The organism is Nonomuraea roseoviolacea subsp. carminata (assembly GCF_024172185.1).
Lineage (GTDB): Bacteria > Actinomycetota > Actinomycetes > Streptosporangiales > Streptosporangiaceae > Nonomuraea > Nonomuraea roseoviolacea.
In genome coordinates this window covers 4,983,960-5,006,044 of sequence record NZ_JAMZEC010000001.1, presented here as the reverse complement: position 1 = coordinate 5,006,044, position 22,085 = coordinate 4,983,960, and the positions used below count along the sequence as shown (strand labels likewise).

Annotated in this window: 21 protein-coding genes and 1 pseudogene; 10 read left to right on the top strand and 12 right to left on the bottom strand. The window is 72.4% G+C overall.

Translation table 11 applies throughout. From position 1 onward, the window contains the following. Positions 1–19: 19 nt before the first annotated feature. The gene (locus HD595_RS23370) at positions 20–643 is read right to left on the bottom strand and encodes a hypothetical protein (RefSeq protein WP_253772410.1); all 624 of its coding nucleotides are present in this window, start codon (positions 641–643) and stop codon (positions 20–22) included. Between the two features lie 137 nt (positions 644–780). Beyond that, a complete protein-coding gene (locus HD595_RS23365) occupies positions 781–1,584 on the bottom strand; it encodes an SAM-dependent methyltransferase (protein ID WP_253772408.1) in 804 nt (267 codons plus the stop codon). Positions 1,585–1,679: 95 nt separating this feature from the next. On the opposite strand from HD595_RS23365, the pseudogene HD595_RS23360 reads away from it, so the two are divergent. The 4 genes and pseudogenes from HD595_RS23360 to HD595_RS23345 form a co-directional block, all read left to right on the top strand. Further along, positions 1,680–1,947, top strand: a pseudogene (locus tag HD595_RS23360) (helix-turn-helix transcriptional regulator); the annotation flags it as partial. 452 nt (positions 1,948–2,399) lie between these two features. Continuing rightward, complete coding sequence (locus HD595_RS23355) at positions 2,400–3,581, top strand: RNA-guided endonuclease InsQ/TnpB family protein (protein ID WP_253772406.1); 1,182 nt, start codon at positions 2,400–2,402, stop codon at positions 3,579–3,581. 189 nt (positions 3,582–3,770) lie between these two features. Continuing rightward, a complete protein-coding gene (locus HD595_RS23350) occupies positions 3,771–4,157 on the top strand; it encodes a carboxymuconolactone decarboxylase family protein (protein ID WP_253772404.1) in 387 nt (128 codons plus the stop codon). A 156-nt stretch (positions 4,158–4,313) separates the two neighbouring features. Beyond that, positions 4,314–4,889, top strand: coding sequence for a DUF6461 domain-containing protein (locus HD595_RS23345; protein WP_253772402.1), 576 nt, complete (start codon positions 4,314–4,316; stop codon positions 4,887–4,889). A gap of 406 nt (positions 4,890–5,295) precedes the next feature. On the opposite strand, the gene HD595_RS23340 is transcribed toward HD595_RS23345, so the two are convergent. From HD595_RS23340 to HD595_RS23300, 9 genes are all read right to left on the bottom strand, one after another. Next, on the bottom strand, positions 5,296–8,148 hold the full coding sequence (locus tag HD595_RS23340) for a CDP-glycerol glycerophosphotransferase family protein (RefSeq protein ID WP_253772400.1): 2,853 nt from the start codon (positions 8,146–8,148) through the stop codon (positions 5,296–5,298). A gap of 103 nt (positions 8,149–8,251) precedes the next feature. Further along, entirely contained in the window at positions 8,252–8,557 is a 306-nt protein-coding gene (locus tag HD595_RS23335) for an MGMT family protein (RefSeq protein ID WP_308211214.1), read from the bottom strand. Between the two features lie 16 nt (positions 8,558–8,573). After that, positions 8,574–8,933, bottom strand: a complete 360-nt coding sequence (locus HD595_RS23330) for a hypothetical protein (protein WP_253772398.1) — start codon at positions 8,931–8,933, stop codon at positions 8,574–8,576. A gap of 23 nt (positions 8,934–8,956) precedes the next feature. Continuing rightward, complete coding sequence (locus HD595_RS23325; RefSeq protein ID WP_253772396.1) at positions 8,957–10,129, bottom strand: S8 family serine peptidase; 1,173 nt, start codon at positions 10,127–10,129, stop codon at positions 8,957–8,959. After that, the gene (locus tag HD595_RS23320; protein WP_253772394.1) at positions 10,123–10,923 is read right to left on the bottom strand and encodes a hypothetical protein; all 801 of its coding nucleotides are present in this window, start codon (positions 10,921–10,923) and stop codon (positions 10,123–10,125) included. The genes HD595_RS23325 and HD595_RS23320 overlap by 7 nt, the downstream gene beginning before the upstream one ends. Before the next feature lie 152 nt (positions 10,924–11,075). Beyond that, positions 11,076–12,446, bottom strand: a complete 1,371-nt coding sequence (locus HD595_RS23315) for a S8 family serine peptidase (protein WP_253772392.1) — start codon at positions 12,444–12,446, stop codon at positions 11,076–11,078. Next, a complete protein-coding gene (locus tag HD595_RS23310; RefSeq protein ID WP_253772390.1) occupies positions 12,440–13,162 on the bottom strand; it encodes a hypothetical protein in 723 nt (240 codons plus the stop codon). The genes HD595_RS23315 and HD595_RS23310 overlap by 7 nt, the downstream gene beginning before the upstream one ends. 389 nt (positions 13,163–13,551) lie before the next feature. Then, a complete protein-coding gene (gene moeZ, locus HD595_RS23305; protein ID WP_253772388.1) occupies positions 13,552–14,733 on the bottom strand; it encodes an adenylyltransferase/sulfurtransferase MoeZ in 1,182 nt (393 codons plus the stop codon). Positions 14,734–14,785: 52 nt separating this feature from the next. Continuing rightward, positions 14,786–15,685, bottom strand: a complete 900-nt coding sequence (locus tag HD595_RS23300; RefSeq protein WP_253772386.1) for an alpha/beta fold hydrolase — start codon at positions 15,683–15,685, stop codon at positions 14,786–14,788. A 373-nt stretch (positions 15,686–16,058) separates the two neighbouring features. Between HD595_RS23300 and HD595_RS23295 the strand changes: the two genes are divergently transcribed. The 4 genes from HD595_RS23295 (at position 16,059) to HD595_RS23280 (ending at position 17,890) form a co-directional block, all read left to right on the top strand. After that, a complete protein-coding gene (locus tag HD595_RS23295) occupies positions 16,059–16,373 on the top strand; it encodes a hypothetical protein (RefSeq protein ID WP_253772384.1) in 315 nt (104 codons plus the stop codon). Between the two features lie 332 nt (positions 16,374–16,705). Further along, complete coding sequence (locus tag HD595_RS23290) at positions 16,706–17,017, top strand: hypothetical protein (RefSeq protein WP_253772382.1); 312 nt, start codon at positions 16,706–16,708, stop codon at positions 17,015–17,017. A gap of 164 nt (positions 17,018–17,181) precedes the next feature. Further along, positions 17,182–17,460, top strand: coding sequence for a hypothetical protein (locus tag HD595_RS23285; RefSeq protein ID WP_253772381.1), 279 nt, complete (start codon positions 17,182–17,184; stop codon positions 17,458–17,460). Positions 17,461–17,608: 148 nt separating this feature from the next. Then, positions 17,609–17,890: a hypothetical protein gene (locus HD595_RS23280; RefSeq protein WP_253772379.1), complete on the top strand. Its 282-nt coding sequence runs from the start codon at positions 17,609–17,611 to the stop codon at positions 17,888–17,890. A 41-nt stretch (positions 17,891–17,931) separates the two neighbouring features. Here the strand turns inward: HD595_RS23280 and ku are convergent, their stop codons facing one another. Continuing rightward, complete coding sequence (ku, locus tag HD595_RS23275) at positions 17,932–18,861, bottom strand: non-homologous end joining protein Ku (protein WP_253772377.1); 930 nt, start codon at positions 18,859–18,861, stop codon at positions 17,932–17,934. Between the two features lie 317 nt (positions 18,862–19,178). Between ku and HD595_RS23270 the strand changes: the two genes are divergently transcribed. Then, positions 19,179–21,095, top strand: coding sequence for an ABC transporter ATP-binding protein (locus HD595_RS23270; RefSeq protein ID WP_253772375.1), 1,917 nt, complete (start codon positions 19,179–19,181; stop codon positions 21,093–21,095). An 84-nt stretch (positions 21,096–21,179) separates the two neighbouring features. Continuing rightward, positions 21,180–22,055 carry a non-homologous end-joining DNA ligase gene (ligD, locus tag HD595_RS23265; protein ID WP_253772373.1) on the top strand — a complete coding sequence of 292 codons (876 nt, stop codon included), beginning with the start codon at positions 21,180–21,182 and terminating at the stop codon, positions 22,053–22,055. Positions 22,056–22,085: the final 30 nt, after the last annotated feature.

Below are 22,085 nucleotides of genomic sequence, written 5' to 3'. Positions count from 1 at the left end.
TCTGCGCGCGGCTAGGTGCTCATCCGGGTGGCTCCGGCGTGGACGACGCCCTCGCGGAGGCGGCCCGCGCGGCGGCCGCCCGCGCCGACGACGCCTTCGTGGCGGACGCCTGCGTGGACGCGGCGCTCTGGGCGGCTGCTCCCCTCCTGGACGTCCCGCTCTTGGGCGCCTCCTCGGCCTTCATGGCGCTCTTACGGGCGGCGGCGGACACCCGGCCGCCCGCGCCGCCACCGCGGCCCGCCGTGGACGCACGCGGCGCCGTCCGCGCCGTCGCGCCCGCTCCCTGCCCGCCGCTCACCATGGGGGTCTCCCCCGAACGGGCCCGCTGCGCGATGATCGCCCCGGCGCCGATGGCCGCCGCGACGGGCCACTCGATGACGCCCATGACCGCGAGCGCCCCGAGGGCTCCGTAGTAGGCGACGCGCTCGGGCGGGGGCAGCATCGCCCGCGCGACGTCCGCGGCGTGCCCCATCTCCTGGCGGCTGATCCTGGGGACGGGAACGTGCGGCAGGGGAATCCGCGGCATGCGCACCCGTGGAGGACGGACCTCGATGGTCATCATCGGCAGGTCCAACGTGAACCGCCTGGCGGAGCCGGCCTCCGTCCCGGCGGTGGTTGTCGAGCGGGTCTGGGCCACGGTCATGACTTCCCCTCTGTACTGAGGAATCCTCTCCGTGTCCCTATCCCGCCCCCAGGCGATTCATACCCGATACGGCCCTTTTGACGGTTTCCCTACCTCCCCATGCACCCCTCAGGAGGGCGCAGGCGAGTGGGGGCGGGTCAGCGCTTGTAGGCGATGCCGCCGTACATGAGGCGCTGGCCGACCGTCAGCTCCGACGGGACCGGACCGTCGGGACGCCACAGCGGCAGCGGCACGACCCCCGGCTCCAGCAGCTCGAACCCGTCGAAGAAGCCGGTGATCTCCGCCACGGTGCGGAACCGGCCCGTGCCGAGCAGGGCGAGGAACTTCTTCTCCGCCTCCCGGGAGTCGTCGCTGGAGGCGCAGAAGTGGGTGATGAACAGGTAGCTGCCGGACGGGACCGCGTCCATGTACGCCTCGACGATGCCCCGGGGGTCCTCGTCGTCGTGCAGGTGGTGCAGGATGCCGACCAGCATCACCCCGACCGGCCGGTCGAGGTCGATGAGCCGCCTGACGTCCTTGTCGGCGAGGATGCTCTTGGGATCGCGCAGGTCGGAGGTGACGACGGCGGTGCGGTCGTTCTCCGCGAGCAGCGCCCTGCCGTGGGCCAGCACCATGGGGTCGTTGTCGACGTAGACGACGCGCGACTCGGGGTTCGCGCGCTGGGCGACGTGGTGGGTGTTCTCGACGGTCGGCAGCCCCGACCCGAGGTCGATGAACTGCGTGACGCCCTGGTCGACGAGGAAGCGCACGCCGCGGCCCAGGATCTGCCGGTTGTACGTGGCCACGTCGTAGATCTCCGGGACCACCTTCACGATCTCCGCGACGAACGCGCGGTCGACCTCGAAGTTGTCCTTGCCGTTGAGCACCACGTCATAGGCGCGGGCGATGCTGGGGCGCGTCGTGTCGATGGCGCTGGTCCACTGGTTGGGCGTCTCGGCCACGGCGTTCCCTTCGTGCCTTTCACGGCGATCCGACAGGAAAGATCTTAGTGCCGAGAAGGTGAGAGAAGTACGCGTTCCACGGCATCCTGTGGGACATGTCCGGCACCTCCGCCCGCCTGCTCACGCTCCTGTCCCTGCTGCAGAGCCCTCGCGAACGCCCCGGCAGCGAGCTGGCCGAGCGGCTCGGGGTCACCACCCGGACGATCCGCCGGGACGTCGAACGGCTGCGCGACCTGGGGTATCCGGTCGAGGCCGGGATGGGCGGCACGGGCGGTTACCGGCTGGTGGCGGGCTCGGCCATGCCGCCGCTGCTGCTCGACGACGAGGAGGCCGTGGCCATCGCCGTCGGCCTGCGCACCGTGACCCGTGCGCGGTTCGCGCCGAGGCCGCTGCCCGGCGAGGACGTGGCCTCCTTCGTCGTCGCCCGGCTGCACAGCCTGCTCCCCGTCTACCGCGCGGTCGTCACCCTGCGCGCGCCGGCCGGACTGGTCGCCGCCAGGGCACGTCGTTCTCCAAGGTCACGCACCTGGCCTTCGATGACCCGGTGGGGCGGGTACGCAACCCGTTCGGGGCAACCTGTGGTGGGATCCAGACACGCATCGAGGACGTGACGGCGGAGAGGAACTGGAGCGGCGCTGGAGCGATCCGGTGTTCATGGCGGCCATCGGCCCCTCGAGAGTGGGAGGGTCGCCAAGGCCCGAGTGTGCCCTGACCTGCCTGATCTGCGCATCACGGATGTCCTTTCGATTTTGCCGGTGCCGGGCGGGTGCCGGCCGATAACGTGGTCGTCTCGTTACCGAACGTGGGAGGTGGGTGTGCGCAGGTCGTTCACGTTCCTGCTGCGCCCCACCAGCAAGCAGGCCGCCGCGCTCACCCAGTGCCTGGAAGACCACCGGCAGCTGTACAACGCCGCGCTGGAGCACCGCCGCACCGCCTACGGCAAGGCCGGTGTCACGATCGGCTACGGCGAGCAGTCGGCGGAGCTGAAAGAGATCCGCAAGGCCGACCCCGGCGGGCAGGGCCGCTGGTCGGCAGGCTCCCAGCAGCAGACCCTCCGCCGTCTGGACAAGGCATTCGCCGCGTTCTTCCGCAGAGTCAAGGCCGGGCGGAAAGCCGGGTACCCGCGTTTCAAGGGCCGGGGCCGGTTCGACACCGTGCAGTGGCCTGCCGTCAAGAACGGCGCGAGCTGGGACTCCCAGCCGAGTGATCGGGTAACGCGCGTCTACCTGCTCGGCATCGGGCATGTGCGGGTCCATCGGCACCGCCGCGTGTCCGGCACGGTCAAGACGATCAGCGTGAAGCGGGAAGACGCCCGCTGGTTCGTCGTGCTGTCGTGCGATGAGGTGCCCGCCGAGCCGTTGCCCGCGACGGGTGTTGTGGCGGGGATCGACCTGGGGGTGGCGTCGCTGGCCACCAGCAGCGACGGCGAGCGCTTCGACAATCAGCGTCACCTGGCCGCGTGTGCCGACCGGTTGGCGGCGGCTCAACGCGATCTGGCCCGAAAGCAGCGGGGGTCCATGCGGCGTCGTAAGGCTGTGGCGCGGGTGGCCGCGCTGCATGCCATGGTGCGGCGGCGACGCCTGGACGGCGCGCACAAGGCCGCGCTGGCGCTGGTGCGCGCCTACGACGTGATCGTGCACGAGGACCTGCGGATCACCGGCATGACCCGCTCGGCGTCCGGCACGATCGAGCAGCCTGGCCGCAATGTCGCTCAGAAAGCCGGGCTGAACCGCAGCATTCTGGACGCGGGTTGGGGGGTGTTCCTGACGATCCTCGCAGACAAGGCTGAAAGCGCCGGTCGCGAGCTGATCGCAGTCGAGCCCCGCAACACCTCCCGCACCTGCTCGCGGTGTGGGCACTGCGCGAAGGACAACCGTCTCACCCAGGCCGGGTTCCAGTGCGTGGCGTGCGGGCATGCCGCGCACGCCGACGTCAACGCGGCCAAGAACATTCTCAGGGCAGGGCTTGCCCTTCGTGAGGCTGCGCGAGCGGCTTAGCGAGAAGCCGCTCCCTTCCGGGAGCGGAGGAGTCACGGAGTACATGCAGCGGGATCTTCTTCCCGTCCGCCGGCGGGCGATCCGGGGCCTGACCGGTCGGGCCTGCCTCGAAGCTCGATAAGCGCTCCTGATGCGGGGGTCAGGAATCTTTGTTGGCCTTCTGGCAGCCCACTCCCCCAGAGTGGCCGCATGTCTGAGTCAACGCGTCCTCACCCTGACCACGCGGCCACCTTCTCGCCGGCGGCCTTCCGCCTCGCCCGCGCGGAGGGAAACAAGCGGCTACGCGGCAGTGGTGAGTTGTTCGAGTCGTTCTTCGCCCTGGACGGCGCCGCCTACCAGGCGGGCGCCCTGCCCGTCGCCACGAAGGAACTGCTCGGCCTCGTCGTGTCCGTGATGAAGGACTGCGAGGAATGCGTCTACTACCACCTGGAACGCTGCGACGAGGAGGGGGTCAGCCGTGATCAGGTGGTCGAGACCCTGCAGATCGCCCTGGTGGGCGCCGGGTCCGTCACCGTGCCGCTCCTTCGCCGGGCCATGAGCTTCATGTCCCGGCTTCCCCGCCTGGGGGTGAGCTGATCGCTCATCCGGCCTTCACCCTGGTAGCAGGTCTCGGCTGAGTGTCGGTACGGCCTGCCACCATGTCCCGCATGACGACCGACCCCTTGGCCCCGTTCCGGTGGCTCGATGTGACCGAGGACGAGGGCGGGCGGCCCACTGGATGTGATCTTCACTGTGGCTTTCCTCCGTGGGCTCGACCCCGCGGAGGTGGTGCGCCGCTTCGGCCGCGGTGAGCACTCGGGCGTGGAGTTGGACTTCGGCGGGCTCGCCGCCGAGGTCCAGGAGTTCGTCAGCGAGACGGCAGGCGGTGATGGCGGCGGCCACGTGGGCGTCTTCCAGACCGGCGAGTGGTGCGTGGCCATCGAGCCCTACGGCTGGACGGCCACGCTCCATGAGGTGGCGACCGGGCTGTCGCGGGGCTGCGAGATGCTGGCGGTCACCCGGCACGACTACGCCGCCGAGCACAGCTTCGTGTACGCGATCGACGGCACGGTCGTCATGCGGTACCCGCTGCGGCACCCCTACCGGCGGCACGGCGCCGCGCCTGACCAGCTCAACGGCTTCATGCGCGAGCTGGGCATGGGGCTGGGCGAGCCGGAGGACGAGACCGCGTGGCGCGCGGCGTGGGATGACAACTGCGACAACGCCGTGCCGAGGGGCTTCGCCCTGGCGGCAAAGGTCACCGGGGTGTCGTTCACACCCGACATGCTCGACCGCCCGATGCTCGTGGGGCCCGTCAGGGAAGGATGATCGTATCCAGCGGGCCCGGGACTGCACGGCGTGGTGGGTGTGGCCGCGGGTCGAGTACGCCACCACTTCGCTGATCGAAGACATACGCGAGCCTCCGGAAGCACTCACGGACTCTTCGTCCCGGATTCTCACTGCGCTACGCCGCGGGCTGTGCCCATGCCGTGTGCCTGCGGGTTCCGCGCTTCGGCGCTTCCGACGCCTCACCTGGGGCGAAGCCGGCGGGCGGAGCCCGCCCTCAAGAAGGCGGCCTCGCGGAGCGAGGGCCTCCAGAGGCCGGGGCTGGACCCGGCTGGAAGAACGGCTGAGCCCATGGCGCGAAGCGCCGTACGCGAAGGCCTTTGGCTCTGTGAGCCCCATGCGAAAGGGCCCCGGAGCGGATGACGCCGGGGCCCTTGCGACAGCTCGCCTACGAGAACAGGTGGTCCACCACGCGGGCCGTGGCCTTGCCGTCGTCCTTCGGGGCGTAGGTGGCCCGGAAGGCGTCGTAGCGGTCGCAGTGGGCGGCGGCCACCTGGTCGATCGAGCGGAGCGCCTCGATGACCTCGGCCGAGGTGGACAGCACCGGGCCGGGGGCGATCTCGGGCAGGTCCACGTACAGCCCCCGCTTGGCGGAGTACTTCGGCAGGTCGTACGCGTAGAAGACCATGGGGCGGCCCGTGGCCGCGAAGTCGAACATGACCGACGAGTAGTCCGTCACCAGCACGTCCGCCACCAGCAGCAAATCCGCCATATCGGGATAAGTCGTGACGTCGTGGGCGATGTCGGGGACGGCGGGCATGGCCTGCATCGGGTGGGCGCGGACCAGCAGCTCGTGGTCGGCCCCCAGCTCCACCCGCGCCTTGGCCAGGTCGAGCTTCACCATCGCGTTCTTGCGGTCGTAGTCGCGGTACGTCGGCGCGTACAGCACCACCCGCTTGCCCTCGGCCAGCCCCAGCCGCGCGCGCACCTCGGCGGCCAGCCGCTCGCGGTCGGGCGAGGTGAGCACGTCGTTGCGCGGCAGCCCGCTCTCCAGGATCTCGCCCTGGTAGCCGAACGCCTTGCGCAGCAGCGTCGTGGCCCACGGCGACTGCGACAGCAGCACGTCCCAGCCGCGCACCTCGGCGGCCTGCCGGTGCCAGATCGGCGGGCGCGGGTCGCGGTTCATGTGCGGCTGGTCGTTGCCGATGTGCTTGGCCGGGGTGCCGTTCCAGGTCTGCAGCACCACCTGGTCCTCGCGGGCGCGGAACCAGACGGGCAGGAACGAGTTGGTCACGATGTGGCGGGACCTGGCCAGCGCGGCGTGGTGCTCGCGGCTGCCCGCGCGCACGGCCGTGGTGCCGGGCGGCGGCGTGAACGCGCCGTCCTTGACGATCCAGATGTGCTCGCGGTCGTCACCGCGCCGCACCCGCTCCTCGTACACGGCCCGGACGCTGTCGGAGTAGAGGCGGCCGTCGTTGACGACGTACACGGTCGCGTCGTTGAGCGGCTCGGCGCGCTGGGCCGGGTAGAAGACCCGCCGCAGCACGTGGGTGCCGGCCACGCCCTTCTCGTCGGCGGGCAGCACCTCCTCGACGGTGATCACCGGCACGTCGAAGCGGGTGGAGACCATCCGGAACGCGTGCCCGCCCAGCTCGCGCGGCTCCTCGTCCAGCCCCGGCAGGGCGGCGTGGTCCATGCGCAGCGGGACGATCTCCCCCGAGGGATGGCGGATCGACATGTTCCAGGTGCCGGAGGACAGCGGCACGCTCTCGCCGAAGCGGTCCAGGGCCGCGGGCGTGACCCGGACGGTGAACTCCTCGCCGTCGCGCTCCATCGGGATGCCGTAGCAGAGGCCGGAGCGGTGGCGCAACGTGAGGACCCGCTGGCCCGGGGCGTCGGGGTAGCGCCCGCGCAGCACCAGCGCGGAGCCCTCCCACACCGCCGACGAGATCACCGGGCGGATGCGGTGGGCCGAGACGATGACGCGGTCGCGCCGGTCGCCGAGCACGGTGATCTCGCGGTCGCCCACGGTGGCCCGGGTCTCGCCCGATTCGCCCAGCATGACCGAGGCAGCGGGGTCGCCCTTCGGCTCGACCCAGAGCCGCCGCCCGTCCTTCTCGTGCAGGAGCGCGGAGACGGCCTGGACGACCACGACCTCGGTGCCGCCCTGCTGGGGCGTGAAGTCGGCCGCCACGCGGTGGCCGCCGAGCCGGGCGTGGCCCTTGGTCACGCTGCGGCCGGGCAGGAAGATCCGCAGCTCCAGGCGGTCACCCTCGACGGTGACGCCGGTCAGCTCGGCCCGGTTGGGCTGGAGCACCACCTGCAGGGCCCGGTCGGACGTCCAGACGGGACGGACCCACCAGCCGGGACGCAGCCTGAGCCCGGCCGGCCGCTCGGGGCGGCCCACCGACGAGCCGCGCAGCAGGCCGGTGGCCCGGGCGCCGCGGCTCCAGAACACGATCTCGGCCCGCCACGTCGTGGCGTCGGCCACGGCCGGCCGGTGCCGCATCCGGCGGCGGGCGGCGTGGACGGCGCCGCGCACCGCGCCGCGCCAGCGCAGCGCCCACGGGCTCAGCTCGGCCGAGAAGCCCGACCAGTCGTAGTTGCAGCCCGGCTCGCGGGCGCCGTGGGTGGCCTCCGGCTCGAACGTCCGCCGGGTGCGCAGGCGCACGGGCGGCAGCCAGCGCGGGCCGCGCAGCACGACGGTCGCCCAGTTGGCGCGGCGGCTGCGCACCGACAGTCCGGCCAGGTAGGCGAAGCCGGTGATGCGCAGCTTGCCGTCCACCCACTGGATGTCGTCGATGTGCGTGACGGGCACCAGGTCGGAGCGGCGCAGCCGGTACAGCTCCGACGGCAGCTCGTCCTGGAACGGCAGGTCGGCGTACCAGCTCAGGCCCTTGCGGATGCGCTTGGACGGCTCGGCCGCGGCGGCGACCGCCTTCGTCAGCGTCTCGCCGTCGATCAGCTCCGCGTCGGGGCGGTGCTCGATGAGGTGGCAGATGAGCCGGCGCGCGACGGGCAGGTCGCGCTTGACGCGCTGGTCCACGTTCGCGAGGTACGGGCGCAGCAGGGCGACGAGCTCGCGCCGGCGCGCGGGGCCGCGTTTGACCGCGACGTCCATGCGCGCGCCCAGCGGACCGCTGAGCACCTCCGCGTCGAACGCCGCGTCCTGACCGCCAGGACCGGCCGCCCGCATGATCGCGTCCAGGGGTTCGCCGCGATCACAGAGATCTTGGACGACCTTCAGACGGTCGGCGGCCGGATCGCCGCCCGGGCTCTGGGCTGGGACGCCGGTGGCCATCGGGGGGCACCGCCTTTCGGACCGCCATCACCTGTTTTGCCCATGCTAAGGGGAGTCTCATACCGCGCAGCACCGTCGTGGCGAATTCCGCAGCTCAAACGTTTTACTGAGAATCCACTGAACGCCCGTCCCAGCGGGCGGCCCGCATGTCGGCCTTCTCGCCGCGCATGGGGGTGCCCTCGGCGCGCCAGTTCGCCAGGCACTCCTGAATGTGCCCGGGCGAGGCGGCGGTGCCGTCGGCGTGGACGACGCGCCACCACGGCACGCCGCCGCCCCACGTGGACATCACGGCGCCGACCTGACGGGGGCCGCCCTCGCCGAGGTACTCGGCGACGTCGCCGTACGACATGACCCGGCCCGGCGGGATGAGCTCCACCACCTGCAGGACGCGCTCGGCGTACGGGTTCACCCGCGGCCCCGGGCGGTCACGGCCCCCACGCGGCGGGGCCCGCGTGGATGATCTCGTCGAACCTGCCCAGGTCGGTCGTCGTGCCGCCGGCCGTCACCTGGACCACGCCGTCGCGCACCGTGTAGCTCTCACCGTCCTCGCCGACCAGCCGGGCGCCGAGCAGAGCGGCCAGCCGGACGAGCTGTGCCACCTGCCAGTCGGAGCCGGGCTCGCCGGCCACCTGGCCGTTCCAGCGTGCCACGGTGTGCGTGCCGCCGCCGTGCCTGGCGACGATCTCCTGCGACCCGCTCAGCTCGAACCCGGCCGGCGCGATCGCCTTCGCGAGGTCGGCGTAGGCGATCGGCGCCTCCCGGACCACGCGCAGCTCGTATCCCATGACGCGGGACCATAGCGGATCTTTCACCTTCTACGCTGATTGAGCGCCATGACCGCCCCGCTGAACGTGACCAGCGCCACGAGCGCGGCCCCGCCGAACAGCCAGAGCCGCCACGGCTCGGGCCCCGGCCGCGACGGCACCGGGGAGTCCACGCCCTGGCCGAAGTGGAGGTCGTCGGACACGTCCGGCCCCGGCTTGGCCGCGGCCAGCCGATCGGCGGCGTTGAGCGCGGCGCCCGCGTCCACCACACCGAAGCCCGTCTTGTCGTCGTACCCGGCCGCGGGACGGCCCCGGGCGCTGGACGACAGCGCCTGCGCCACCCGCTCCGGCGGCAGCCCCGGATGGCGAGCCTTGACCAGCGCGGCCACGCCCGCGACGAGCGCGGCGGCCGGGCTGGTGCCCTCGGACGGCTGGTAGCCGCCCCCGAGCCGGGCCACGGGCACGCCCACGCCCGGCGCGGCGACGAGGACCGACAGGTTGTCGCTGCTGAACGCGGCCCGCCTGCCCTGCTTGTCCACGGCGGCCACCCCGATGACGCCCGGGTAGCCCGCGGGGAAGTTCCAGTAGGAGGTGCCGTTCGCCTGGGCGTAGCGGGTCTGCCCGTCGTTGCCCACGGCGGCGACCAGCACCACGCCCTTGCTCAGCGCGTACGAGACGGCCTCACGCTCGGACTTGAGCGGGCCGTAGCCGCCGATCGACATGCTGACGACCTGGGCGCCGTGGTTGGCGGCGTAGCGCAGCCCCCTGGCCAGCGGGCTCTCCAGCCCGGACTCGCCGTCGGGCCGCGGGGCGGGCCGCGGCTCGATGGACCCGTCGGCGGGCTGCTCGGCCACCTCCAGCGGCACGGACAGGATCCGCGCGTCGGGCGCGACGCCGATCAGGCCGTCGCCGGCGCCCGTGCCGGCGATGAGGGCGGCCATCGCGGTGCCGTGCGCGCCGGGGCGGGCCGCGCGCTCCACGGACGACAGGCTCATGTCGGGCCCGGCGGTCACCTTGCCGCGCAGCTCCTTGAGCCTCGGGTCCACGCCGCTGTCGATGACGGCGACGGTGACGCCCTTGCCCTTGGTGACCGTCCACGCCTGCCGGACGTTGAGCGCGTCCAGCACCCACTGCTGCTGGTCGCGCACGGGGACGCTCGCGGGGGACTGCAGGGCGAGGACCGCGGCGGCGAGCGCGCGGACGGCGGCGGTCAGCACACGTTCCCCTGGGTGCAGGGCGGGACCTTGGGCGGGTCGGCGAGGAAGTAGGCGATCTGGTTGCCGATGGAGCGGGCGGCCGGCCACAGCTCGCTGTGCAGGATCTCCTCCGGCGGCACGGCCGCGCGCGTCCGCCCGTCCGCGTAGCCCGCGGTGGAGAACACGAGGTACGGCCCGGCGCCCACCCAGCCGGCGCGCTGGCGCTGCTCGGTGCCGAACCGCTCGGTCACGGTGCCGGGGAACGCCACGGGCAGCACCCCCACCCGGTCGTCCTGGGTGAGCTGCTCGGCCGCCGACACCCGGGACTCCTCGTCCTTCAGCACGGCGACGCCGACCGTGAACACGAACGTGGCCGTCTGGTCGACGTAGGTGGCCCGCAGCATGCTCACGCAGCCGTGGTCGTCGAGGACCGCGGCCACCGAGGCGTCCACGCCGTCGCGGCACGCGGTCTCGGGCGCGATGCCGACGCGCCTGGCGTACTGCTGGGCGCTGTCGAGCCCCTGGTACTTGACCTCCTCGGGGAACACCCCGGTCGCCGGCCACGCCTGCCAGCGGCGGGCGATCTCCTCCTGCTTGTAGCGGCTCTGCTCGGCGGGGGTCAGCGGGCGGGAGCGGGTCTCGGCGAGCAGCCCCACGGTGCCGAGCAGCACGACGACGGCCGACATGGCCATGACGGCGCCCACGAGCACGACGAACCAGCGGCGGTAGCGCACGCCACGCCGCAACGCCTCCCTCTCGGCGCGTTCCCGGGCGGCCGCTCCGGCGCGGGAGCCGGCGGCCGGCCAGGCGCGCACCCGCGAACGGCGGCCGGATCGGGCGCCGAGGGGATTCGGCCGTCCTGGCGCCCCTCCGGCGCGGGGCAGCCCCGAAGTCGTCCTACGTGCCTTCACCACCGCCTCGTTCCCAGGATCGCTCCGTGTGTATTTCGTCCCCCTTGGCACGCGGATCATGCGTCTTGGTGACTCTGTGCCCGGCGCACGCGCCGGACCAGCACGTACATGGTGGCCACGGAGGCCAGCATGCCACCCGCCGCCACGGCCGCGACGACGCCGTAGACCCGCGCCCTGTCCCGGTCGCGGGCGACCACTCGGATGGGGCTCGCCGCCCCGCCCCCGACGGGCGCGGCCGGGTCCTGGGCCTGCCCGCCGGTCGCGGTCTCGGTGTGGCGGGCCAGCCGGCGGGCCTCTTCCAGGGCGCGGCGGGCGTTCACGACACCGAACCCGGTGCCCGTGTCGTAGCCTCCCGGCGGGCGGTCGGTGGCGCTCGCGGTGAGCGCCCGGGCGACCAGCGGCGGCGACATGCGCGGATACTCGGCCTTGATGAGGGCGGCCACTCCGGAGACCAGCGCGGTCGCCTGCGAGGTGCCCCGGCCGATCCAGTACTGGTCGCCCGGGCCCGCGCCGAGGATGTCCACGCCGGGCGCGGCCACCACCACCGACGAGTTGCCGTTCGAGAACGTCGCGCGCCGCAGCCGCCGGTCCGTCGCGCCCACCGCGACCACGCCGGGGAACGCCGCCGGATAGGAGTACGGCGCCACGCGGCCCGGGCGGCCCGCCCCGTCGTTGCCCGCGGCGGCGACCAGCACGACGCCCCGGTCGATGGCGTACCGGATCGCGGCGCGCTCCTCCCGGCTCGGCAGGTCCTTGGACAGCGACAGGTTGATCACGTCGGCGCCGCGGTCCACGGCGTAGCGGATGCCCCGCGCCATCACGTCCTCGAAGCGCGGATCGGTGTTGAACACCCGGAACCCCGGCTCCTCGTCCTCCAGGATCACCCGCACCGACAGGATCTCCGCCTCGGGCGCGACGCCGATGACGCCGCGCGAGCCGCCCGGGCCGTGCCCGTGACCGGCGATGAGCGAGGCCATGTACGTGCCGTGCAGCCGGAGGGGGCGCACGCCCGGAGGGTTCGCGCCCCTGGTGAAGTCCTTGCCGACGGTCACCGAGCCGGCCAGGTCGCGGTGGAGCCGGTCCACGCCGGAGTCGAGCACGGCCACGGTGACGCCGCCGCCCCTGGTGCTGCGCCACGCCTTGGGCAGTTCGAGGGTGTCGAGGACCGGCTGCTGGCCACCGCGCACGTCGTCGGCCGGGGCGGCGGCCGCCGGCGCCGACGAGGCGCCGAGCAGGACCGCCCCGGCCGCCGCGACCCCGGCCGCCCGCGCCATCGGGCGGCGGACCAGCGAAAGACGGGCCCGGGGAAGACGGGCCTGGGGGCGGCGGGCCGGCGGGGGGCAGGCCGGCAGGGGGCGGGCCGGCAGGGGGCAGGCCAGCGCTGGGCAGGTCAGCGGGGGGCGGGTCAGCGCGGGGCGGGTCAGCACTGCCACTCCGGCGCGGCGCAGTCGGGCAGGCGGGGCGTGGTCAGGCGGTGCAGGATGCGCGCGGCCAGTTCGCCGCCGAACGCGAAGACGGCCGGCCGCTGCTCTCCCGCCGTGCTCGCGGGCCGCCCGTCGGCCTGCCCGGCCGTGGTCAGCACGACGTACGGGCCGGACTGGCGTACGGAGCCGGCCTGGCGTACGGAAGGGGTGAAGCGGTCGGCGACCGTGCCGCGGAACGCCAGCGGGCGCAGGCCGGGCACCGGCTCGCCCGCCTGGGGGAAGGCCGCGCCGGCGCGGGCGGCGGCGCGCTCGTCGGGGAACGCCGCGACGCCCACCGTGACCAGCACGCCGCGCAGCGCGTCGATGTAGGTGGCGCGCAGCACCGCGCGGCAGCCCGCCGCGCGCAGCGCGCCCTCCGCGGCGGCGTCCACGGCCCCGGCGCAGCTCGTGCGCGGGGAGATGCCGATCCGGCTGGCCTGCTCGGTGCCGCCCTGCTCGGCGGAGTAGGGCAGGCGGGCGGGGAAGACGCGGCCCGCGGCCCAGGTGCGCCAGCGCTCGGCCGTCTCCCGCTGGACGGCGGCGCGCAGCTCGGCAGTGTTGGGTCCGCGGGTCAGCTCGGTGCCCGCCGCCCCGGCCGCCACCCCGGCGGTCACCGCGCAGACGAGCGCCAGCGCGGAGGCCGCCACGAGGGCCGGCCAGCAGGGGCGGGCGATGTCCACGGCTTCGACCTTAATGCGGGCGACCCGGTGCCATCCCCGGAAACGGGACCGGGACCCGAAACCGGTCTATCACCGGACCGCCCACCACAAGATCCCCCGACCTGCCCCGAGAGGGGGAATCCCCCCGCCCGCCGGAAGACTGGTCGCGGCTTCCCGTCCATGGGACGGTCCGTGGGACGGGCGATCACGACACCCGTGGCCGCCTGCGCGGGGCCGCGCTCCGCCACGCTGATGGGCCCCTGCCGCGTGGGCGCCCCGGCGACGCGGTCACGGGTCCAGAGGAGCCTTATGCGAGCGCCCCGGCGACGCGGTCACGGGTCGAGGGGCCCTGCATGTGAGCGGACCGGCCGCCCCCGTGGGGACGGCCGGTCCGGTGAAGCAGGCGCCGGTCAGTAGGACGGCAGGCTGGGGTCCACGGTCTTGACCCAGCTCAGCACGCCGCCGCCGACGTGGACGGCGTCGGAGAAGCCGGCGTTCTTGACGATCGCCAGCGCCTCGGCCGAGCGCGCGCCCGACTTGCAGTGGAGCACGATGCGCTTGTCCTGCGGCAGCCGCTCCAGGGCCGAGCCGTTGAGGAACTCGCCCTTCGGGATGAGCGTGGCGCCGGGGATGGAGACGATCTCGTACTCGTTCGGCTCGCGGACGTCGACGAGGAAGATGTTCTCGCCGTTGTCCTGCATGGCCTTGAGCTCCAGCGCGGTGATCGTGGAACCGGAGACCGCCTCGGCGGCCTCGTCGGAGATCGCGCCGCAGAACGCCTCGTAGTCGTCGAGCAGCGCGGTGACGGTGGGGTTCTTGCCGCACAGCACGCACTCGGGGTCCTTGCGGACCTTGACGTCGCGGTACTTCATCTCCAGGGCGTCGTAGATCATCAGCCGGCCGACGAGCGGGTCGCCGATGCCGGTGATCAGCTTGATGGCCTCGTTGACCTGGATGGAGCCGATGGAGGCGCACAGCACGCCGAGCACGCCGCCCTCGGCGCACGACGGCACCATGCCGGGAGGCGGGGGCTCCGGGTAGAGGCAGCGGTAGCAGGGGCCGTGCTCGGCCCAGAACACGCTCGCCTGGCCGTCGAAGCGGTAGATGGAGCCCCAGACGTACGGCTTGCCGAGCAGGACCGCCGCGTCGTTGACCATGTAACGGGTCGCGAAGTTGTCGGTGCCGTCGACGATCAGGTCGTAGCCGGAGAAGATCTCCATCACGTTGTCGGTGGTCAGCGCGGTGTTGTGGACGACGACCTCGACCAGCGGGTTGATCTCGCGGACGGTCGCCGCGGCGCTCTCGGCCTTCGGCCGGCCCACGTCGGACTGGCCGTGGATGATCTGGCGCTGCAGGTTGGACTCGTCGACGACGTCGAAGTCGATGATGCCGAGGGTGCCGACACCCGCGGCCGCGAGGTACATCAGCGCCGGCGACCCGAGGCCGCCCGCGCCCACGCAGAGCACCTTGGCGTTCTTCAGCCGCTTCTGCCCGGCCATCCCCACGTCGGGAATGATCAGGTGGCGTGAGTAGCGGCGCACTTCGTCAACGGTCAGCTCGGCGGCCGGCTCGACCAGAGGTGGCAACGACACTTTCTACGCTCCCGTTCCAGGGGGACCCATCTCACGTCTCTCAGGTTGGAACCTAGCCGGTGACCGGGGCATTCCCCAATCGCGTCTCACCGATCAGACGGCGTGCCTCGGCGGCGACCACCGCGGGCATCTCCATCATCGCCACGTGCCCGGCGCGCGGCAGCAGCACCAGCCTGACCTGCCGGAACGTGCGGGCCGCCTTGGCGGCCATGGCCGGCCGGACGAGCCGGTCGTGCCGGCCGTGGACGATGAGCGTGGGCACCTGGACGCGGGCGGCGCACCGCCACAGGGTGTCGTCGCCGCGCCGGAAGTACTCGGCGACGATGCCGCGGGCCGAGCCGATCATCGCGGCCACGGCGTACGGCAGGCCGTCGCGCCAGCGCAGCTCCTCGATCGCGTCGCGCAGCCGTACGGGATGGACGGCGGACATGTCCGCCCACACCATCGCGAATGAGGCGTTGATGCGCTGCTCCGCCGGGATCAGCCGGAGCTTGTCCATGAACCACTCGCCGACCCGCGGGGTCGCGGCCGCGGCCACCCGGACCGGCCCGTACCGGGGCAGCAGGTCGGGCAGCGCGGGCGAGATCAGCGTGAGCGAGCGCACGAGGTCGGGGCGGTCGGCGGCGACGCGGACGGACACCGCTCCCCCGAGCGAGTTGCCGAACAGGTGGGCCGGCCCCGTGCGCTCCAGCAGGCCGACGACGGCGCGGGCGTGCCCGGCGACGCTGTAGTCGCCGTCCTCGGGCGCGGGTGAGTGGCCGGCTCCCGGCAGGTCGATGGCGTGGCCGGTGACGTCGTCCTTGAGCTCGTGCATCAGGTCGGTCCAGTTGGTGGCGGACCCGGCCAGCCCGTGGACGAACACGGCCTGGTCGGGGGCGCCGTCCGGGGTGGATCTGACGTGCACCGAGCCCACCATGCGTCCTGGCCAGTGCGGGATCGGCTCTGCTGCCATGCGCCCTCCTCGTTCGCCCGCTCCACGATACGACCGACCCCCACATCATGCCATTCGCCATCATTTCGGGTGATATCGGGGCACAAAGCGCCTTAAAGGCATTTTTCGGGAATTGGCGGCTTTCGCGGGAGCGCCACACCCGTCGAACCCCCCGCACAAAACGGACATTTTATGGCATTTCATTTCATAAACACTTAATAACAGCAATGGGAACGTTAGGGTATAGCAAAAGGGCCAGAGTCTCGTTTGCCGCACTCCCCCGCCGGAAATGAAAAGCCACGGATGAGGCTTTTGGCCAACATCCACGGCATATTCCGTTAGCAACGAAAAATGCCGAAGAACCAGGGCAACCGATCCTTTAGGGGGGAACTCAATGCCCACGTTCAAGAGCGCAATCGCAAGCCTCGCGCTGGCCACCGCCGCGACCGGTGGCGTGGTCTCCGTCGGCGCGCTGACCACCGCGTCGTCCGCCGGCGCCACCACCGTCACGAGCGCCTCCAGCGACTTCAGCATGGGCTGCTGGCGTCGTTGGGGCTGCGGCTTCCGCGGCTGGGGCGGTGGCGGCTGGGGCGGCCGTCGTGGCCACCAGCGCGTGAAGATCCACATCCACATCCACAACAACAACGTCAACAACAACGACAACCGCGCTGACGCCGACGCCGTCGCGGTCAACCGCGAAGAGGACTGAGCCTCGGCCCAAGGCTGAAGCGCTCGACCGGAGCGCCGGGCCGGCCGGGCACGTGACCCGTGCGGCTCTTACCGGCCGGAAGGCGCTCCGCGTTCACCTTTCCTGAGCGCCCGTGCTCATCGGGGTCGTCGTTCGCCGATGCGGGCGACGACCCCCCTCGCCGAAAAAGGGCAGCGCAGAAAAGACGCTCGATCCGTAGCTGGAACGGAGAAAACTCCAGCCCGTCTTTCCGCGCTTTCGGCATCACCACCGAAGCGCCACGACCGCCGTTCCGTAGCGCGAGCAGAGCGCACGGACGGCACTTTCACTCACCATTCTTCGGGGGAATTTCCATGCTTAAGCGAGCGATGGCCGGCCTGGCGGCCGCCTCGGTGCTCTCCGGCGGCTTCGTCACGCTGGTCGCGGCCACGACCACGTCGAGCGCCAGCGCTTCCGTCGGCACGACCGGCGCCGCCACCTGTGGACACAGCTGGGGCTGTGGCTGCCGCTGGCGTTGCGGCGGCTGGGGCGGCGGCCGTGGTGGCTGGGGCGGCCAGGGCCGTCAGCGGGTGAAGATCCACCTGCACATCCACAACAACAACGTCAACGACAACGACAACCGCGCCGACGCCGACGCCGTCGCCGTCAACCGCGAAGAGGACTGACCCACCGGGTCCGGCCCGCCGGGACGAGCCCTGAACTCGTTCCCCGAGTGCCTGTGTCCGAAGTGGCTGCAAGGAGGGCCCCGCCCTCCCGCGAAGCAGTCGCGCGGGCGCAGGCACTCGCCTTGTCCGCGCACATGAGTCATCACACTTCGAGGAGTTCTTTCGTGTCCAGCCACAAGCACGCGATCGCCGGTGTCGTCACCGCTCTCGCGCTGACCGGCGGCGTCGTCGCGATCGCCGCCGGCACCATGTCGTCCGCCTCGGCGACGACCCCCGGCTTCCAGGCCGACGGCGGTCACCGCAACCGGGTGAAGGTACGCATCACCCTCCACAACAACAACGTCAACGACAACGACAACCGCGCCGACGCCGACGCGGTCGCGGTCGACCGGTCCCGCCCGCGTCCGACGATCACGGTCACCACCAAGGCCCCCGGCCAGTAGGAGACCGGCCGCGAAGTCCGTCATCGAGTGCCCGTGCCCGCCGTGGCCGCCGGGAGGCCGACCGCCTCTCCGGCGGCGCACCGCGCGGCGCGGGCACTCGCCTTTCGTCCCGCGCAACGAATCCGTCACACGTCGAGGAGTCCATGCCATGTCCGTCCGCAAGCACGCGATCGCCGGTGTCGCCACCGCCATCGCGCTGACCGGTGGCGCGGTGGCGATCGCCACCACCACCGCGTCCACCGCCTCCGCCACGACGCCGACCGCCTCGGTCGGCGGCCAGCGGGCCGACGGCAACAACAGGATCCGCCTCCGCATCCGCAACCGGAACAACAACGTCGCCGTCGCCCGCAACGATGCCGACGCGCACGCCACGGCGGTCAACGTCCGGCCGCGGCCGACGTTCAGCCCGACCGCGCCTCCCGGGAACTAGGCGGGTCGCCGAGCGCCGTCCCGCGGCCCGTGGGGCGGCGCTCAGGCGGACTTGCGCGCCTTGCGCCTGGGCGCGGCCTTCTCCTCGGCCTTCTCCGCCTTGTCCTCGGCCTTCTCGGCGCCCTTGCGCGAGCCCTTGCCCGCCCCGGACGCGGCCCGGCCCGCCGGCTTCCTGCCCTTGGCGGGCTCGCCGCCGCGTTCGCGCTTGGCGGCCTCCACGCTGGCCCGCAGCGCCGCCATGAGGTCCACGGCCGGGCCGCCCTCCTCCTCGGCCTCCTGCGGGGCGACGACCTCCCTGCCCTCCACCTTGGCCTCGATGACCTGCTGGAGCGCCTCGCGGTAGGCGTCGCGGTACTCCGTGGGGTCGAAGTCGGACTCCATCGTCGTGATGAGCGACTCGGCCATCTTGAGCTCCTGCGGCCGTACCTCGATGTCCTCCTCCAGGAACTCGAAGTCCGGCTTGCGGATCTCGTCCGGCCAGAGCATCGTCTCCAGGACGAACACCCCGTCGCGCACCCGCAGCGTCGCCAGCGACTCGCGCTGGCGCAGCGCCACCTTGACGACCGCGACCTGCCCCGAGCTCTCCAGCGCGTCACGCAGCAGCACGTACGGCTTGGCGCCCTGCGCGTCCGGCTCCAGGTAGTACGCCTTGGCGAAGTAGATGGGGTCGATCTGCTCGGCGGGGGCGAACTGGAGCACGTCGATGCGGCGCGACGTGCTGAGCGGCAGGTCCTCGAAGTCCTCGTCGGTCAGCACCACCATCTCGCCGGAGGCCAGCTCGTACCCCTTGGCGATGTCGGAGTAGGGGACCTCCTCGCCGTCCACCGTGCAGACCCGCTTGTAGCGGATGCGGCCGCCGTCCTCGCGATGGACCTGGTGGAAGGCGACGTCCTTCTGCTCCGTGGCGGAGAAGAGCTTGACGGGGATCGTGACCAGGCCGAAGGAGATCGCACCCTTCCAGATGCTGCGCATGGTCACTCCTCAAGCGGTGAAAGTCAACTGGCCAAGGAGCACATACCCGTCGCGGGGCAACCAATGCCATACCCGACACCACGTCCGATCTCCCACCCGCGGGGCTCACCAGCGAACCTGTCCCTGCATATTGGGCATTGCGGCTCGTCCCCTCATGCGTGATCATCGAACCGCCGTCTTCCCCCCTGACATCGTCCGCGGTCCCCGGTCCCGGTCGACGAGGCGGCGCCGCAGCCGGAAAGGACATCCGTGGAATATCTCGTCGCAGGAGTCGTCCTGGTCGCGGTGGTCACCGCGCTTGCGCGGCCTTCGGCCTCATGAACGGCGACGACGGCGTGACGGAGGCCGGCGTCTCCATCGCCGGCGGGCTGAAGGCGGCCTACGCGCTCGCCTGGCGGGCCTGCCCCGGCATGCTGCTCCTCCAGCTCGTCACCGCGGTGATCGGCGGCATGGCGCCGGTCGGCGCCGCCTGGCTGACCAAGCTCGCACTCGACGAGATCACCGTCCCCTCCCCCCGTACCGGGGCACTGGTGTGGACGGCGGCCGGCCTCGGCGCCCTGGGCATCGCGATGGCCGCCACCTCGGCCGTCAGGGACTACGCGCAGGGGCGCGCCCGGCGCGCCATCGGCCTGCGCTCGCAGGACCGGCTGTTCGCCGCGGTCAACCGGATGAGCGGGCTGGCGCGCCTGGAGGAGCCGCGCTTCCACGACCGGCTGCGGCTGGCCCAGCAGTCCGCCGAGCACGGCCCGGACCAGCTCGTCCAGATGGGTCTGTCCACGCTGCAGGGGATCCTGGGCGTCGCCGGGTTCCTGGGCACCCTGGTGGCGATCAGCCCGCTCATGACCGGCGCCGCGCTGGCGGCCGCCGCCCCCGCGCTGATCGCCCACCTGACGCTGAGCCGGCGGCGGGCCGGGCTGCTCTGGCGCACCAGCCCCGGCATGCGCCGCAAGATCTTCTACCAGATGCTGCTGACGGACCTGCAGGCCGCCAAGGAGGTCCGCCTCTTCGGGCTGGGCGGCTTCCTGCACGGACGGATGCTCACCGAGCTGCGCGCGACCAACGACGCCGAGGACCGGCTGGAGCGTGGAGTGGTGCGCGTCCAGGTCGCCCTGGCCGTCCTCGGGGCGCTGCTGTCGGCCGGAGGGCTGCTGTGGGCCGTCTACGCCGCGGCCACCAGGACGATCAGCGTCGGCGACGTGTCGGTCTTCATCGCCTCGCTGGCCGGGCTCCAGTCGGGGCTCGGCGTCCTGGTGCAGGGCATCGCCATGGGGCATCAGTCGGCCTTGGTCTTCCACCACTACCTGACGGTGGTCGGGGTGCGCGACGACCTGCCCGCCCCCTCACGGCCCCGGGAGCTCGCCCCGCTGGCCCGCTCCATCGAGCTGCGCGACGTGTGGTTCCGGTACGGCGAGGACTCCCCGTGGGTCCTGCGCGGGCTGAACCTGACCATCCCGCACGGCACCAGCCTGGCCGTGGTGGGGCTCAACGGCGCCGGCAAGAGCACGCTGGTCAAGCTGCTCTGCCGCTTCTACGACCCGCAGCGCGGCTCCGTGCTGTGGGACGGGGTGGACATCCGCGACGTTCCCGTGGCGGAGCTGCGTCAGCGGATCGGGGCGGTGTTCCAGGACTACATGGACTACGACCTCACCGCGGCCGAGAACATCGGGCTCGGCGACCTGGAGGCGATCGACGACCCGGACCGGATCCGGGCCGCCGCCGAGCGCGCCGGGATCCACGAGACCGTCGAACGGCTGCCGGACGGCTACCGGACGATGCTGAGCCGGGTGTTCCACGCGGGAGAGGAGGACGACGACGAGGAGACCGCGCGGGCGAGCGGCGTCCACCTCTCCGGCGGGCAGTGGCAGCGCCTGGCGCTGGCCCGCGGGCTGATGCGCCGGGGCCGCGACCTGATGATCCTGGACGAGCCCAGCTCCGGTCTCGACGCGGTCGCCGAGGCCGCGGTGCACGACCGGCTGCGGGAGCTGCGCTCGGGCTCCACCAGCGTCCTGGTCTCCCACCGGCTCAGCGCCGTCCGCCGGGCCGACCGGATCGTCGTCGTGCGTGACGGGCAGGTCCTGGAGAGCGGCGACCACGCCTCCCTCCTCGCCTCCCCGGGCAGTGTCTACGCCGAGCTCTTCCGCACCCAGGCGGAGGGCTACCAGGAGGACCCGGCGGGCGGCGACGAGTCCGCTCCCGGTGGGAGCGGCGTGGCGGCCACGATGACCGCCGGATGAGCATCCCGCGATCGGGGGCCGCGAAGGGTTAGACCCGATCTCGCCGGGGAGATGCCTGACGCGTGTGAGAACGGAGGTCGCCCGGTGAGCAAGGTCCCCGTCCGCGTCGACGGGCGCGAGCTGGTCCTCAGCAACCTCGGCAAGGTCCTCTATCCCGAGGACGGCTTCACCAAGGCCGAGGTCATCGACTACTACACCCGCGTCGCGCCCGTCATCCTCCCCCACCTGCGGGGCCGCCCGCTGACCGTCAAGCGCTACCCCAACGGCGTCGAGGGCCCGTTCTTCTTCGAGAAGAACGCCCCCGAGCACACCCCCGGCTGGGTGCGCAGGGTGCGCCTCCCGGTGCCCGGCAGCACCAAGAACCGCGAGACCATCGACTTCGCCGTCGTCGACGACCTGCCCACGCTCGCGTACTACGCCAATCTGGCGGCGCTGGAGCTGCACGTCCCGCAGTGGCGGGTCTCCGGCGACGGCGAGGCGCTGCCGCCCGACACGCTGGTCTTCGACCTCGACCCCGGCCCCCCGGCCACCGTCGTCGAGTGCTGCGAGGTGGCGCTGCTGCTGCGCGACGTGCTGCGCGCCGAGGGGCTGACCGCCCTGCCGAAGACGAGCGGCAACAAGGGCATGCAGCTGTACGCCGGCTGGGACTGCCGCGAGGAGCCGTCCGCGTACGCCAAGCGGCTCGCCCAGCTCCTGGAGAAGGAGCGCCCGGACCAGGTGGTGAGCGTCATGGCCAGGAAGGCGCGCCCCGGCAAGGTGTTCATCGACTGGAGCCAGAACAACCCGGCCAAGACGACCGTGGCGCCCTACTCGCTGCGCGCCCGGCAGCACCCGACCGTCTCCACACCGCTGCTCTGGGAGGAGGTCGAGGGCTGCGAACACCCCGACGACCTGGTGTTCACCGCGGCCGACGTGCTCGACCGCGTCGCGGAACACGGCGATCTGTTCGCCCGGGCGTAGTCTGGTGACGGTCCACACAGTCTGGTGACG

Coding starts and splice junctions, on each gene's coding strand:
- HD595_RS23370 (WP_253772410.1), bottom strand. CDS start 643: ATGACCGTGGCCCAGACCCGCTCGACAACCACCGCCGGGACGGAGGCC.
- HD595_RS23350 (WP_253772404.1), top strand. CDS start 3,771: ATGTCTGAGTCAACGCGTCCTCACCCTGACCACGCGGCCACCTTCTCG.
- HD595_RS23340 (WP_253772400.1), bottom strand. CDS start 8,148: ATGGCCACCGGCGTCCCAGCCCAGAGCCCGGGCGGCGATCCGGCCGCC.
- HD595_RS23330 (WP_253772398.1), bottom strand. CDS start 8,933: ATGGGATACGAGCTGCGCGTGGTCCGGGAGGCGCCGATCGCCTACGCC.
- HD595_RS23300 (WP_253772386.1), bottom strand. CDS start 15,685: ATGGCAGCAGAGCCGATCCCGCACTGGCCAGGACGCATGGTGGGCTCG.
- HD595_RS23295 (WP_253772384.1), top strand. CDS start 16,059: ATGCCCACGTTCAAGAGCGCAATCGCAAGCCTCGCGCTGGCCACCGCC.
- HD595_RS23290 (WP_253772382.1), top strand. CDS start 16,706: ATGCTTAAGCGAGCGATGGCCGGCCTGGCGGCCGCCTCGGTGCTCTCC.
- HD595_RS23280 (WP_253772379.1), top strand. CDS start 17,609: ATGTCCGTCCGCAAGCACGCGATCGCCGGTGTCGCCACCGCCATCGCG.
- ku (WP_253772377.1), bottom strand. CDS start 18,861: ATGCGCAGCATCTGGAAGGGTGCGATCTCCTTCGGCCTGGTCACGATC.
- HD595_RS23270 (WP_253772375.1), top strand. CDS start 19,179: ATGAACGGCGACGACGGCGTGACGGAGGCCGGCGTCTCCATCGCCGGC.